General features: G+C 63.1%; 11 protein-coding genes. 3 read left to right on the top strand and 8 right to left on the bottom strand.

The genetic code is table 11. From position 1 onward, the window contains the following. The first annotated feature begins 47 nt into the window (after positions 1 to 47). On the top strand, positions 48 to 1394 hold the full coding sequence (algB, locus tag EGJ22_RS12335; protein ID WP_029885350.1) for a sigma-54-dependent response regulator transcription factor AlgB: 1347 nt from the start codon (positions 48 to 50) through the stop codon (positions 1392 to 1394). Next, positions 1391 to 3172: a KinB sensor domain-containing domain gene (locus tag EGJ22_RS12340; RefSeq protein WP_125920274.1), complete on the top strand. Its 1782-nt coding sequence runs from the start codon at positions 1391 to 1393 to the stop codon at positions 3170 to 3172. The genes algB and EGJ22_RS12340 overlap by 4 nt, the downstream gene beginning before the upstream one ends. Before the next feature lie 18 nt (positions 3173 to 3190). On the opposite strand, the gene EGJ22_RS12345 is transcribed toward EGJ22_RS12340, so the two are convergent. The 7 genes from EGJ22_RS12345 to EGJ22_RS12375 all read right to left on the bottom strand — a co-directional run bounded on the left by EGJ22_RS12345 (position 3191) and on the right by EGJ22_RS12375 (position 10497). Beyond that, positions 3191 to 4792 (bottom strand): EAL domain-containing protein, encoded by a 1602-nt coding sequence (locus EGJ22_RS12345; protein ID WP_029886309.1) that lies wholly within the window; start codon positions 4790 to 4792, stop codon positions 3191 to 3193. Between the two features lie 136 nt (positions 4793 to 4928). Beyond that, positions 4929 to 5717, bottom strand: coding sequence for an N-acetylmuramoyl-L-alanine amidase (locus EGJ22_RS12350; RefSeq protein WP_029886308.1), 789 nt, complete (start codon positions 5715 to 5717; stop codon positions 4929 to 4931). 80 nt (positions 5718 to 5797) lie between these two features. Then, a complete protein-coding gene (locus tag EGJ22_RS12355) occupies positions 5798 to 7741 on the bottom strand; it encodes a GGDEF domain-containing protein (RefSeq protein ID WP_029886307.1) in 1944 nt (647 codons plus the stop codon). Between the two features lie 97 nt (positions 7742 to 7838). After that, positions 7839 to 8693, bottom strand: coding sequence for an endonuclease/exonuclease/phosphatase family protein (locus EGJ22_RS12360; protein ID WP_029886306.1), 855 nt, complete (start codon positions 8691 to 8693; stop codon positions 7839 to 7841). A gap of 12 nt (positions 8694 to 8705) precedes the next feature. Then, entirely contained in the window at positions 8706 to 9341 is a 636-nt protein-coding gene (dsbA, locus tag EGJ22_RS12365; RefSeq protein WP_029886305.1) for a thiol:disulfide interchange protein DsbA, read from the bottom strand. Between the two features lie 204 nt (positions 9342 to 9545). Further along, on the bottom strand, positions 9546 to 10163 hold the full coding sequence (locus tag EGJ22_RS12370) for a cytochrome c (protein ID WP_009683585.1): 618 nt from the start codon (positions 10161 to 10163) through the stop codon (positions 9546 to 9548). Between the two features lie 31 nt (positions 10164 to 10194). Beyond that, positions 10195 to 10497: a cytochrome c5 family protein gene (locus EGJ22_RS12375; RefSeq protein WP_029886304.1), complete on the bottom strand. Its 303-nt coding sequence runs from the start codon at positions 10495 to 10497 to the stop codon at positions 10195 to 10197. A 193-nt stretch (positions 10498 to 10690) separates the two neighbouring features. Between EGJ22_RS12375 and yihA the strand changes: the two genes are divergently transcribed. Continuing rightward, positions 10691 to 11323, top strand: coding sequence for a ribosome biogenesis GTP-binding protein YihA/YsxC (gene yihA / locus EGJ22_RS12380; RefSeq protein WP_009683587.1), 633 nt, complete (start codon positions 10691 to 10693; stop codon positions 11321 to 11323). Between the two features lie 335 nt (positions 11324 to 11658). Here yihA and polA read toward each other — a convergent pair whose 3' ends face one another. Then, positions 11659 to 14406, bottom strand: coding sequence for a DNA polymerase I (gene polA, locus EGJ22_RS12385; protein WP_029886303.1), 2748 nt, complete (start codon positions 14404 to 14406; stop codon positions 11659 to 11661). Positions 14407 to 14434: the final 28 nt, after the last annotated feature.

Consider the following 14434-nt stretch of genomic DNA (forward strand, 5'->3'; position numbering starts at 1 on the left):
GATTTTTCCCACACTAAATAAAGATCTACCCTTAAGGAGCGCAGGAAATGGAATCAGCCCAGGACAACCAAGGCCGCATTCTGCTGGTGGATGACGAGTCCGCGATCCTGCGCACTTTCCGCTATTGCCTGGAGGACGAGGGCTACAGCGTGGCCACCGCCAATAGCGCCGCCCAGGCAGAGAGCCTGTTGCAGCGCCAGGTGTTCGACCTGTGCTTCCTGGATTTGCGCCTGGGTGAGGACAACGGGCTTGATGTACTGGCGCAGATGCGCATTCAGGCGCCCTGGATGCGCGTGGTGATCGTTACCGCGCACTCGGCAATCGACACGGCAGTGGACGCCATCCAGGCGGGTGCCGCCGACTATCTGGTCAAGCCCTGCAGCCCAGACCAACTGCGCCTGGCCACCGCCAAGCAACTGGAAGTGCGGCAACTCTCGGCCCGCCTCGAAGCGCTGGAAGGTGAAGTACGCAAACCCAAGGACGGCCTCGACTCACACAGCCCGGCGATGATGGCCGTGCTGGAAACCGCCCGCCAGGTCGCGACCACTGACGCCAACATCCTCATCCTCGGCGAGTCCGGCACCGGTAAAGGCGAGCTGGCCCGCGCCATTCATGGCTGGAGCAAGCGTGCACGCAAAGCCTGCGTGACCATCAACTGCCCGTCGCTGAATGCGGAGCTGATGGAGAGCGAGCTGTTCGGCCATACCCGCGGCGCCTTCACCGGCGCCAGTGAAAGCACGCTTGGGCGGGTGAGCCAGGCTGACGGCGGCACGCTGTTCCTCGACGAGATCGGCGACTTCCCACTGACCTTGCAGCCCAAGCTGCTGCGTTTTATTCAGGACAAGGAATACGAGCGCGTGGGTGACCCGGTTACCCGCCGGGCGGACGTGCGCATCCTGGCTGCCACCAACCTCAACCTAGAAGAGATGGTGCGCGAAAGCCGCTTCCGCGAAGACCTGCTCTACCGCCTGAACGTCATCACCCTGCACCTGCCGCCCCTGCGCGAGCGCAGCGAGGACATTCTGACCCTCGCCGACCGCTTCCTCGCCCGTTTCGTCAAGGAGTATTCCCGGCCAGCACGCGGCTTCAGTGAAGAAGCCCGCGCGGCGCTGCTCAACTACCGCTGGCCCGGCAACATTCGCGAATTGCGCAACGTAGTGGAAAGAGCCAGCATCATATGCCCGCAAGAGCGGGTAGAAATCAGCCACTTGGGCATGGGTGAGCAGCCGGCTGGCAACGCCCCACGCGTTGGCGCCGCGCTTAGCCTCGACGAGTTGGAGCGTGCGCACATCGGTGCCGTACTGGCCGCCAGCGACACCCTGGACCAGGCCGCGAAGACCTTGGGCATCGACGCCTCCACGCTGTACCGCAAACGCAAGCAATACAACTTATGAAATGGCCACCCATGAAGCTGCGCACGCGGCTTTTCCTCAGTATCTCGGCACTGGTCACCGTGGCGCTGCTCGGTCTGCTGCTGGGCCTGGTCAGTGTTCTGCAGATGGCCACGATGCAACAGCAACTGGTGCGCGACACCACCCACTCATTGGAGGTGGGGCTCAAGCTGCGGCAGAACCTTGGCGAGCAGTTGAACCTGATTCTGGATGACGACACCGCCCCGGAAAACCTGCGATCGCTGCAGGACAACTTCCAGTCCCTTCTGGCCAAGGGGCTGGAGCAAGGCGGCGAGCGCACCGGTTTCAGCAAAGCCAACAGCAACTATCAAGCCTTCCTCCAGGCTTACCGCGACAGCCCGGCCCCTGCCCGCAGCATGGGTGTGGACCAGCCGCTGGGCGCCGCATTCAATCAGGTCCGCACCGACCTGATCGACTCCCACAGGCAGGCCCTGGACCTAATTACCCGCAGCGAGGAGCGCAGCCGTGACCGCGCCTTGCTGGTCAGCGGTGTGCTGGGCTTGATGGGCCTGGTGGTGCTGGTACTCGGCTTTATCAGTGCGCACAACATCGCGCGGCGCTTCGGCCAGCCGATCGAGGCGCTGGCCAAGGCCGCCGACCAGTTGGGCAAGGGCAATTTCGATGTCACCCTGCCAGTCACCCAGGCGGCCGAACTCAACCAGCTCACCCGCCGCTTCGGCTTGATGGCCGATGCCTTGCGCAAGCACCAGGCCACCAACGTCGACGAGCTGCTGGCCGGCCAGCAACGCTTGCAGGCGGTGCTGGACAGCATCGACGATGGCCTGTTGATCATCGACCGCCAGGGCCGGCTGGAACACCTCAACCCAGTAGCCCAGCGCCAGCTGGGCTGGAATGACAGCCGGGTAGGCAGCAGCCTTGCCGAAGCGTTGCAACGGCCAGAGCTGGAACAGCAGCTGCGCCAAGTGCTGCGGGGCGGCAGCCTGGACCGGCCACCAGACGACCTGAACATGGAGGTGGATGAAGAATCGCGCCTGCTTACCTACAGCCTGACCCCGGTCAGCCACCCGCAGGGGCCGATTCTTGGCGCAGTGATGGTGCTGCACGACGTAACCGAGCAGCGCGCCTTCGAACGTGTGCGCAGTGAATTCGTGCTGCGCGCCTCCCATGAGTTGCGTACGCCCGTTACCGGCATGCACATGGCCTTCGGCCTGTTGCGCGAGCGCGTCAAGTTCCCGCCAGAAGCGCGGGAGAATGACTTGCTGGAAACCATCGGCGAAGAAATGCAGCGCCTTACCCAACTGATCAACGACCTGCTCAACTTTTCGCGCTATCAAAGCGGGCTACAGAAACTGGAGCTGGCTCCCTGTGCCATCGACGAGCTGGTGGAGCGGGCACAACTGCGGGTTGCCGACCAGGCTGCGCACAAGCAGATCGAGTTGGTCAGCGACCTGGAGCAGCCACTGCCGCGCATCCAGGCCGACCCCGCGCAACTTGATAGGGTGCTGGACAACCTGCTGCACAACGCCATCCGCCATACCCCCAAGGGCGGGCGCATCCGCTTGCACGCCCGCCGCCATGCGGAGCGGGTGATCATCAGTGTCGAGGATAACGGCGAAGGTATCGCCTACGGCCAGCAAGGGCGCATTTTCGAGCCCTTCGTGCAGGTTGGCCGCAAAAAAGGTGGGGCGGGGCTGGGCCTGGCGCTGTGCAAGGAGATCGTGCAACTGCATGGCGGGCGCATGGGCGTGTTTTCGCGGCCGGGGCAGGGCACGCAGTTCTATATGGCATTGCCAGTCTGACGCACGCGTGGCTACACCCTACGCGGGTCGTCGCGGCTGATGCCTGCGTGTGACCATCTGGGCAAACTGCCTGGCCGTCAACGGCCGGGCAAATAGCCAGCCCTGGCCGTAGTTGACCCCTTCACCGCTCAACAGCGCCGCTTGGTCCTCACTCTCGATACCTTCGGCAATCACCCGCAGGTGGAGGTCGTGGGCCATGCGAATGATGTGTGGGGCAACGCCACTGCTGGCGGCATCATGGCCAAGAGCGTCTATGAACGCCTTGTCGATCTTCAGGCAGTCCACCGGCAACGTCTGCAGGTAAGCCAGGCTGCAATAGCCAGTACCAAAATCGTCGATCAGCACCTGATGCCCTGCGGCGCGCAGTGCCTGCAGATTTTCGCGGGCCACTACCACGTCGATCAAACCCCGCTCGGTCACCTCGAAGGCAATCTGGCTGGGCGCCACCCGGTGCAACGCCAGCAGGCGCGCCGATACTCGGCCGATGCGCGGCTCCATCACATCGCAAGCCGCCAGGTTGATCGAGATATAAAGGTTGGGGTGCGAACGCAGCAACGGCCCCAGTTGTTCAAGCACACGTTGCAGCACGAAGTCCGTGATCTGGCGGATCTGCCCGGTGTCTTCCGCCAGCGGTATGAACAGGTCGGGGCTGGTCAAGGTACCGTCCGGGCGGCGCCAGCGCACCAGGGCCTCGGCGCCCACACAACGCCGGCTGCCAAGCTCGATGATCGGTTGGTAGAGCACCTGCAGCTCGCCACGGCGCAGTGCACCCTGCAGCTCTGAGCTCATCGAGCGCCGCTGCAAGATCAGCTGCAACACCAGCCAGCCGATGAAGCAGGCGGCCAATACGCTACCCGGGAACAACAGCCAGAGCATGCCGTTCATGCGCAGGGGCAAGCTGACACGCGGGGCGATCAGCACCAGTTGGTAGTCAGGCGACTTGGTTGGCATGCGGTAGATCAGGCGGTCACTGAGTTCGAGCAGCGACTTGTGGCTATTCGACCAGGCCGAGGGCGGCGGCCATACCGGTGGCGGGCCCAGGACCGGAATGGCGCGGGCACCGTTGTCGAGTACTACCACCAGGCTGCCACCCGGTGGCAGGTCGACCACATCGGTCAGGTGCCCACGTGAGGTCGAGACCAGGAACCTGCCCCGGCCGAGCATCAGCGCGGCGAGGTTCTCGTTCGGCTCGGTGGTGGTGTTGAGCCAGTAGCTGTAGACCGGCCCCTTGATGTCCGGCGGCCGCAAGGGCACGAACGCGCGCTCGTTACCCCGGTTCGAGCAGGCGACATTGCCGTCCACGTAGGCCGCTTCGTAAATGAAGCGCGAACTCAAGCCCACCTGCTGCAAGGCCGCCAACATGGCCGGGCTGCATCCACGCAGCGGCTGTGCCTGCAACAGGTCGACACCCTCGCGCAGCTGGCCGAATACCTGCTCCAGGCGCTCGAGAAAACGCTCGCCCTGGGCGTTCATCTGCTCGGTTTCGCTCTGTTTCAGCTGCTGCAGGGCGATGCCGATGCTGGCAGAAAGCAACAGGGCGGCGCTGGCAAGTGCTGCCAGCGTGGCGAGCATCCAGGGACGGTAGAAAATTTGACGCAGCAAGCCAATGGCAGACGACATGGACGGCATCCAGTTGATAACTAAGGTATAGCAACTGAATCAATAATCACCTGCGCCGTTTAGCGCTTCGCTTGCCCATGCCAGGCCCCGGCCAGCACGGGCAACGCCCCTGTCACCGCGCGCGGCCTGGTGACAGTCAACGGGTCCGGTTGAGCACCTGCAGCATGGCCGCCGTCTGCGCATCGGGCATGCCGTCGAAACGTTGCGGGCGGAAGCGCATCTGGAAGGCAGCGATGACATGCCGGGTGGCTACATCGAGCACGCCTGTTTGCTCGATCTGATAACCAAACCGCGCCAGCTCCTGCTGATACCAGCCAACGCTGGGCGGGTTGACGTTGAAGTACGCTTGTTGCTGCGCCACGGCGTTGGCATCTGGCCAGACCCCCAACCCAGCATCGGCCAGGCGTTTCCACGGGAACAAAGGGCCCGGGTCAAGCTTGCGCAATGGTGCGATATCGCTGTGGCCAATGATATGCCGGGGCTCGATATTGTTACGTTTGACGATGTCCTTGAGCAACGCGATCAGCGCCTGGATCTGCGCCTCGCTATAGGGGTACCAGACCCGCCCGTTGGGTGTGTCGGCAAAGCCTGGGTTGACGATTTCGATGCCGATGGACGACGAATTCAGCCATGTGCGCCCCTGCCACTGGCTGTCACCGGCATGCCAGGCGCGACGGCTCTCGTCCACCAACTGGTACACCGTCGCCGGGCCATCACCAATCAGGTAATGGCTACTGACCTCACCGTGGGTGAGCAATGCCAGCGAGCGTTCCAGCGAGGCATTGGTGTAATGCAAAACAACGAACTGGATGCGGTTGTCCTGGTTCGCCGAAGGGTGGCTGCGGTCGATGCGCAGGCCCGTGGAGCAACCGGCGACGGTGAACAGCAGAAAGGTGATCAGGGTTTTTTTCAGCGTGGAAAGCACGTCGGAGGCCTCGGCGTAAGAGCGCTACAGTATAACGTGCTCGCCAGCAGCAATGTTTGCCGCGAGTCAGTGGCTGCCCATCAATTTTGTTCCACGCGATTGCGCCCGAGTTCCTTGGCCCGGTACAACGCGGTGTCGGCGCGCTTGAGCACCTGGTCTGCGCGCTCGCCAGCGCGGAACGCCGCCAACCCAATGGAGGTGGTGATCACCACCCGTTCACCCTTGAAGTGGAACGGGCAGGCCTCGATGGTTGCCCGCAGCAGTTCAGCGGCTTGCGCAGCCGCCGGCGGGGCCGTCTGCGGCAGCAACAGGACAAACTCTTCGCCACCGAACCGGGCTATGAAGTCACGGCCGCGCAAGCACTTGCGCAATTGGTCGGCAACGATTTTCAGCACTTTGTCCCCGGCCAGGTGCCCATAGCTGTCATTGATGCGCTTGAAATGGTCAAGGTCGAGGATCGCCATTGCCAGATGGCCGCCCTGGGCCTGCCATTCGAGCATTTCCCGTTCCACCCGCTCGCTCCAGGCCGCCCGGTTGGGCAGACCGGTGAGCGGGTCGAGCAGGGCCTTTTGCCGCTGCTCTTCCAGGTGTTCGCGGTAACCGAGTGCCTCGTGCTCCATGCTTGCCACACGCTCCGACAACCCCTGCAGGCGGTTGGCCAGTTCCTGCTCGCGGCGATCACGCTCGTGCTTGTGCTCGTCCATGGTCACCAACAAGCCTTCCAGGCGGTTCTCCAGGATGTGCTTGAGGCTGTCGACATCGGCGGCACCTTGCACGCTGCTCTGCAACCCGTCTACGTGCTCGCGCAACTGGGTGTCCAGCGCGCGGGCGGCACTGCTGTTGTCGGCATGGCCGGCGCTGGCTTCATGCAGATGGCTCTGGAACCCCTCCAGGCGCTCGTTGAGCTGCTGCAAGTAGGTTTCAAATTCATGCTGGCCACTGTCGGTGATCGCCAGCATCAGCACTGCAAGGTCATCCAGTACCGGGATCAGCTCATACCAGTTCAGGCCGCGGGCCACCCGCGCACGCATTTCCAAAGCCTGGGCCTTGTGCCGCTCGGGCAGGCTGAGGTCGTCGAGCAGGCCAAGCAAGGTTTGCTCGATGTGTGCAGCGACCTGACTGTACGGCGGTTCCACCGCATCGGGGAGGGCATAAGGGCCGTCTTCGCCGAACGTTGGTTCAAGCTCCGCTAAGGGTGCAGGTGCCGGCAGCGGCTGGCTGACCCCGTGTTCGGCGGCCGGCCCTTCACCTGGCTGCGGCACTGGCGATGCGGGTACTTCGGCCGCTTCGATCAGCGCCGGGCCAGCTGCATCTGGCGCTGGCTCTGGCTCGGGCGCTGCGGGCAGCTCGGCCGCCGGTGCGGCAGGTGCTGGCAACGGTTGCAACGCATCGATATCAACATGTGGGCCGGCGTCGGGGCTGGGTGGCGCCGCCTGCGATAGGGCTTGGGCACCCGGCACAGCTTCAGGCCCAAGCGCCGGCTCCGCTTGGGCATCGTCATCGCGGCTGCCGAACAACCGCTGCAGAAAACCAGGGCGGGTTTCTTCACCCGGCTTGCCCAGGGCGGCCAGCGCACGCCCCTGCAAACCGCTCAGCTCACCCAGCAACGGCGGCAGGTCGCGTGACTGGGTAACGCCCCCATCAAGCTTCTTCGCCAGTTTTTTCAGCGGCCGGGCAATATCACCAGGCAGCGGCAGCTTCTGTAATTGGCCCACAAGGGCAGCCAGGGCATCGCCAACCTGGTTCATGCGGTTTTCGCGGCGCTGTTCCGAATCCAGCACCGCCTTCTCCAGGCGGGGAATCAGCCCGGCAAGGCCAGCATCCATGTTGTCGCTGCGAATGACCTCGCGCATCTCTTTCATGCACGCGTCGACCACCTTGTCACTGCCTTCGGCAGCCAGGGTACTGCGTACCAGGCCACGGCGCAGCAAGTCGAGACGGGCGTCCCAACGACGTTCGAGCTTTTCTTGCTGCTCGATGGCTTTGAGGTATTTTTCTTTCCAGCGCTCGGCTTCTTCGGTCATGCCTGGATCCGCGACGGGTGATACATCTGGGGCTGTCTGATTACACGCTGTCGGCGCGCACGCCCAACACTTGAGGGCGTGCGACGCCTTGGCTGATTCAGCTCAAGGCCGGCAGCGTATCCACAGTCAATGCATCAGGCAATCGGATCTCTACCGCCACCGGAAGGTGGTCGGAAATAGGCTGGGCCAACACCTCGACACGCTCCAGTGTAAGGCTGGAACTGAGCAGAATGTGGTCCAGGCACCGCTGGGGTCGCCAACTGGGGAAGGTAGCTTCGACCTGCGGGGCCACCAGGCCCAGGTCACGCAGGGGTGAGTGCTCGAGCAGGTCGGTGGCGTGGGTGTTCATGTCGCCCATCAGCACCTGGTGGCGGTAGCCGCCAATCAGCTCGCGGATATAGCCCAATTGCAGGGTGCGGGTCTTGGCGCCAAGGGCCAGGTGCATCATCACCACGATCAGCGCATCCTCGCCTTCACCGAACCGCACCAGAATTGCCCCGCGCCCGGCGGGGCCCGGCAACGGGTGGTCTTCGAGCAATTGCGGCTTCAGGCGGCTGAGCACGCCGTTGCTGTGCTGGGCAAAACGCCCAAGGTTGCGGTTGAGCTGTTGGTACCAGTAGGGGAAGGCACCCAGCTGCGCCAGATGCTCGACCTGGTTCACGAACCCGGAACGCAGGCTGCCACCATCGGCCTCCTGCAGGGCCACCAGGTCGAAGTCGCTCAACAGCTTGCCGATCTTCTGCAAGTTGCCGGCGCGCCCGTTATGCGGCAGCAGGTGCTGCCAGCTACGGGTCAGGTAATGCCGATAACGCTCGGTGCTGATGCCGACCTGAATGTTGAAGCTGAGCAGCCGTAGGCGACCATCGTCCGGCAGGCCGGGTGCCTGCAGGTGATGCTCGTTGACCTGCGGCTGGTGCAGGCCAATGCCACGCGTAGCTCTGAAGCGGGGCATGGGATACGCCGCTTACTTAGCGGCGCGCTCCTTGGCGATCAGTTGGTCGGCGACATTCAGCACGCCTTCGGGCCCACCTGCGGTACCCAGGTCGAAGCGGTACTTGCCGTCGACGACCATGCTCGGTACGCCAGTGATTTCGTACTTCTTAGCCAGTTCCTTGGCCTGCTTGATCTGGCCCTGGATGGCGAACGAGTTGAAGGTGGAGAGGAACTTGTCCTTGTCCACGCCCTGGGTGGCGAGGAAGTCGGCCATGTCTTGCGGGTCAGTCAGGCGCTTGCGCTGGTTCTGGATAGCATCGAACACCGCAGCGTGCACCTTTTGCTCAACGCCCATGGCTTGGAGCGTCAGGAACATTTGGCCGTGGGCATCCCATGGGCCACCGAACATGGCCGGTACGCGCTTGAAGTTGACATCCTTGGGCAGTTTTTCGACCCAAGGGTTGAGCGTCGGCTCGAAATGGTAGCAGTGAGGGCAGCCGTACCAGAACAGCTCAACCACTTCGATCTTGCCAGGCACGGAAACCGGAACAGGGTTGCTCAGCTCGATATATTCCTTGCCGGCAGTGGCAGGCTCTGCGGCCTGCACCGCTGTCATACCGAATACGCTGGCGGCGACCAGCGCAGCGCTGAGAATCAGTTTACGCATGCTTTACTCCTGAGCAATCATGGGTCGCCACTACGCGACCTGCCTTGAGACAGGCCGGGAAGGGCTTGAGTTCTGTAGTGTACCGGCTACGCACTGAAAAAAGGGTAGCCCAGCCACCCTTTCATCATTGGCCTGCAACATTAACTGAAAGTTAATGCCAGGCCCCTGAAGGCATGAGCAGCACCTGCAGGACCGCGCCGCCAGTCAGTGCAGGCCCTGGATATAGCTGGCCAATGCCTCGATATCGTGGTTGCTCAGCTTGCCGGCAATGGTGCGCATGGTCATGGCATCGCCGTCGTTGGTGCGGTTGCCTTCACGGAAGTCGGTCAACTGCTTGGTCACATACTGGGCATGCTGCCCACTCAAGTGCGGGAAACCGGCCAGGGCGATACCCGCGCCATTGGGCGAGTGGCAGCCGGTGCAGGCGGGCATGCCTTTTTCCAGGTCGCCGCCGTTGAACAGCGCGCGACCGCGCTCGACCAGTTTGGGGTCGGCAGCCCCCACGCTGCCTTTCTGGCTGGCGAAGTAGGCGGCGATATCGGCCAGGTCCTGGTCATTGAAAGCAGCCAGCATGCCGGTCATTTCCAGCACGGTACGTTTGCCCGACTTGATGTCGTGCAGTTGTTTTTCCAGGTAGCGCTGGCCCTGGCCAGCCAGTTTCGGGAAGTTGGGTGCCAGGCTGTTGCCGTCGGGGTTGTGGCAGGCGCCACAGACGGCCGTCTTGGCCTGGCCGGCAGCGGCATCGCCTTTGATAGGTTGCGCAGCAGTGGCCGCACCTGCGACACCCAGGGTCAACAGCAGACTCACGACTAGTTTGTTCATCAGCTAATCCAACACGGCTAAGGGTGAAATGTTATGTATCGGGACTGCCACTCATCCAAAGGATGACCAAACGGTAGTCCTCGGCACTGCAGTCCATGCACAATCCACGCGGCGGCATAGCCTTGAAACCCTGGGTCACATGCCGGACGAGTACATCCATACCTTGCGCCAGCCTTGGCTCCCAGGCTGCCCGGTCACCCTGCCTGGGTGCCTGGGGCAATTGCCCGGTGTGGCAAGCCGCACACGTGCGGTTGTACAACACCTCGGCATCCTGTGTAGCCTGTGCGCTGAAATACGGCAGGAACATACCGACAGCTAGCAGCCATTTCGCCAGGCGAAACGACCTGACAGGGTTGGGGGACGCGCTGCGTTCTGATGCGCAAGCTATAGTTCGGCACCCCATGCCCGTTCCCCTTCGCTGGGAGAATGGGCACACAAAAACTGGGGCATTATATACTTCTGTCAGCCAAACGGAAACGACACCGCTTGCCGGCCTAGGCTTTGGCAACACCCACATCGGATATCCCATGCAAGTCAAGAACCCCATCCTCGGCCTCTGCCAGAAAGCCAAATTCGCCCTCAGCGCAGCCAAGGTCGAACAATGCCCGGACGATCAGGGCTACGAGGTGGCCTTTGCGGGCCGTTCCAACGCCGGCAAATCCAGCGCCCTCAACACCCTGACTCACGCCAGCCTGGCGCGCACCTCGAAAACCCCCGGGCGCACCCAGCTGTTGAATTTCTTCAGTCTGGACGATGAACGGCGTTTGGTCGACCTGCCAGGTTACGGTTATGCCAAGGTGCCGATTCCGCTCAAGCAGCACTGGCAGAAGCACCTGGAAGCTTATCTGGGCAGCCGTGAGTGCCTGCGCGGCATCATCCTGATGATGGACGTGCGCCACCCCATGACCGATTTCGACAAGATGATGCTCGACTGGGCCAAGGCCAGCGGCATGCCGATGCACATCCTGCTGACCAAGGCCGACAAGCTGACCCACGGCGCGGGCAAGAACACCTTGTTGAAGGTGCAATCGGAAATTCGCAAGGGCTGGGGCGACGGCGTCACCATCCAGCTGTTCTCGGCGCCCAAGCGCCTGGGCGTGGAAGAGGCCTATCGGGTGCTGGCGGGCTGGATGGAGCTGGAGGACAAGCCAGTGGCCTGATGCCTGCAGCGCGGAGCATGGCCTGGGCTTCGCCCAGGCTGAGGCCAAATTGCGGGCAAAAAAAACCCCGGACTTCGTATGGGGAGGGGGAAGTTCGGGGTCCAAGTCCGGACCGCTAGGGCGGGGTCCAGATATCTGCCAACACTTAACACAACATAGGAGCATCGAAAGGCTTCACCAGCCATTCAGTTACTCTGAGTTCCGCTTCACTGGTTTAGTTCCGAAGCCCTGAAAACTATTTGCGATAGTTTCATGAAAGCCCAGCCCCGCGCGCGCCAGCGCTGCCAGGATCCGCGTCACCACGTCGCAGATCCTACACAGCTTTTCCGGCTCAATCAGTGAGCTTCATCCCAGTTCGCACCAATTCCTGCTTCGACCAGCAGCGGCACATCCAGCTGCGCCGCCTTGCTCATGTGCTGGCGAATTTCATCTTTGACCTGTTCAACCAGGTCCTCGCGCACCTCAAGCACCAGTTCGTCGTGAACCTGCAGGATCACCCGCGCATCCAAGCCGCTCTCGCTCAGCCAGTTATCCACGTTGACCATGGCGCGCTTGATGATGTCGGCGGCGGTCCCCTGCATGGGCGCGTTGATGGCGGTACGCTCTGCCCCTTTGCGCAGGGCCGGGTTCTTGGCGTTGATGTCTGGCAGGTAGAGGCGGCGGCCAAACAGGGTTTCGACGAAACCTTGCTCGGCAGCCTGGGTACGGGTGCGCTCCATGTAGGCCAGCACCCCGGGGTAGCGGGCGAAGTAGCGGTCGATATAGTCCTGCGACTGCTTGCGGTCGACGCCGATCTGCTTGGCCAGGCCAAATGCGCTCATGCCGTAGATCAGGCCGAAGTTGATGGCCTTGGCTTTGCGACGCTGATCGACGGTGACGTTTTCCAGGGCTACACCAAAGACCTCCGCCGCCGTGGCACGGTGCACGTCCAGGTCATTGCGGAAGGCGTGCAGCAAGCCTTCGTCCTTGGCCAGGTGGGCCATGATGCGCAACTCGATCTGTGAGTAGTCGGCCGCCAGCAGCTTGTAGCCTGGGCTGGCGATGAACGCCTGGCGGATTCGGCGGCCCTCGGCGGTACGGATCGGGATGTTCTGCAGGTTCGGGTCGCTGGACGACAGCCGGCCAGTCGCCGCCACCGCTTGCTGGTAAGAGGTGTGAATACGCCCGGTACGCGGGTTGATCTGCCCCGGCAGCTTGTCGGTGTATGTGCTCTTGAGCTTGCTCAGGCTGCGATACTGCATCAGTACTTCAGGCAGTGGGTAACCCAGCTCCGCCAGCTCGTCGAGCACCGCTTCGGCGGTAGACGGCTGGCCTTTGGCGGTCTTGCTCAGCACCGGCATGCCCAGCTTGTCGTACAGGATCGCCCCCAGTTGCTTGGGCGAGCCCAGGTTGAATTCCTCGCCCGCCAGCTCGTAGGCGCGCCGTTCCAGTTCGGCCATTTTCTCACCCAGCTCACCGCTCTGGACGTGCAGCAGGGCTGCATCGACCAGTGCGCCCTGGCGTTCGATCTTGGCCAGTACCGGCACCAGCGGCATCTCGATGTCCATCAGCACCGGCTGCAGGCTTGGGGTCTGGGCCAGGCGGGCCTGCAACGCATGGTGCAGGCGCAGGGTGATGTCGGCGTCTTCGGCAGCGTAGGGGCCCGCCTTGTCCAGGTCGATCTGGTTGAACGTAAGCTGCTTGGCGCCCTTGCCGGCGATATCCTCGAAGGCGATGGTAGTGTGGTCCAGGTACTTTTGCGCCAGGCTGTCCATGTCATGCCGGGTGGCCGTGGAGTTCAGCACGTAGGACTCGAGCATGGTGTCATAGGCAACACCACGCATGGCGATGGCGGGCGAGCCGTTGGCGAGGATGTTGATATCGTATTTGGCATTCTGCCCGACCTTGGCCTTGGCCGGGTCTTCCAGCAGGGGCTTCAAGGCCAGCAGCACGGCGTCGCGGTCCAGCTGGGCCGGCGCGCCCTCGTAGTCGTGGGCCAGCGGAACGTAGGCCGCTTCATGGGGCGCCACCGCGAACGACAGGCCGACCAATTGGGCCTTCTGGGCGTCCAGGCCGGTGGTTTCGGTGTCGAACGCGAACAGCGGCGCCTGGCGCAGCTTCTCCAGCCAGGCCTCGAAGCGTGCCTGGTCGAGGATGGTTTCGTACTTCGGCTCTACCTTGGCCACCGGCTCCGCGACCGGCGCGACGTCATCACCCACCCTGGCAGCCTCCCGCTGCACGTCGGCAACCCAGCTCTTGAACTCCATCTCGGTGTACAGCGCCAGCAGCGCATCGCGGTCAGGCTCGCCGCATACCAGCGCCTCGACCTCGACGTCCAGCGGCACGTCGACCTTGATGGTAGCCAGCTCATACGACAGGAAGGCCGCGTCGCGGTGCTCTTCCAGCTTGGCCGGCAGGGTCTTGGCACCGCGAATGGCCAGTGCCGGCACCTTGTCGAGGTTGGCGTACAGGTCGCTGAGGCCGCCACCAATACCGGTCAACAGGCCCACGGCGGTTTTCTCGCCCACACCGGGCACACCGGGGATGTTGTCGACCTTGTCGCCCATCAGGGCCAGGAAGTCGATGATGTGCTCCGGGCCGACGCCAAACTTCTCATGCACGCCCGCCACGTCCAGCACGCTACCGGTCATGGTGTTGACCAAGGTAATGTGGCCATCCACCAGCTGCGCCATGTCCTTGTCACCGGTCGAGATGATGACCGGGCGGCCCAACGCGGCGCTGCTGCGCGCCAGGGTGCCGATCACGTCGTCGGCCTCGACCCCTTCGACGCACAGCAGCGGGTAGCCAAGGGCCTTGACGCTGGCGTGCAGCGGCTCGATCTGCACCCGCAGGTCGTCGGGCATGCTCGGCCGGTTGGCCTTGTATTCGGCGAACATGGCGTCACGGAACGTGCCACCCTTGGCGTCGAACACCACGGCAAAGAGGCTGTCCGGGTATTGCTTGCGCAGGCTCTTGAGCATGTTCAGCACACCCTTCACCGCACCGGTCGGCATGCCCTTGGACGTGGTCAGCGGCGGCAGCGCGTGAAAGGCGCGGTACAGGTAGGAGGAACCGTCCACCAGGACGAGGGGCGCTTGGCTCATGAGCAGAATCAACCTTTTCGACGGGTCC

It is taken from the genome of Pseudomonas sp. p99-361, assembly GCF_003935475.1.
GTDB lineage: Bacteria > Pseudomonadota > Gammaproteobacteria > Pseudomonadales > Pseudomonadaceae > Aquipseudomonas > Aquipseudomonas juntendi.

Bases quoted from the DNA above. Each gene is read 5' to 3' on its own strand.
- polA (WP_029886303.1), bottom strand. From the start codon at position 14,406: ATGAGCCAAGCGCCCCTCGTCCTGGTGGACGGTTCCTCCTACCTGTAC.
- EGJ22_RS12345 (WP_029886309.1), bottom strand. From the start codon at position 4,792: ATGTCGTCTGCCATTGGCTTGCTGCGTCAAATTTTCTACCGTCCCTGG.
- EGJ22_RS12340 (WP_125920274.1), top strand. From the start codon at position 1,391: ATGAAATGGCCACCCATGAAGCTGCGCACGCGGCTTTTCCTCAGTATC.
- algB (WP_029885350.1), top strand. From the start codon at position 48: ATGGAATCAGCCCAGGACAACCAAGGCCGCATTCTGCTGGTGGATGAC.
- EGJ22_RS12355 (WP_029886307.1), bottom strand. From the start codon at position 7,741: ATGACCGAAGAAGCCGAGCGCTGGAAAGAAAAATACCTCAAAGCCATC.
- dsbA (WP_029886305.1), bottom strand. From the start codon at position 9,341: ATGCGTAAACTGATTCTCAGCGCTGCGCTGGTCGCCGCCAGCGTATTC.
- EGJ22_RS12360 (WP_029886306.1), bottom strand. From the start codon at position 8,693: ATGCCCCGCTTCAGAGCTACGCGTGGCATTGGCCTGCACCAGCCGCAG.
- EGJ22_RS12370 (WP_009683585.1), bottom strand. From the start codon at position 10,163: ATGAACAAACTAGTCGTGAGTCTGCTGTTGACCCTGGGTGTCGCAGGT.
- yihA (WP_009683587.1), top strand. From the start codon at position 10,691: ATGCAAGTCAAGAACCCCATCCTCGGCCTCTGCCAGAAAGCCAAATTC.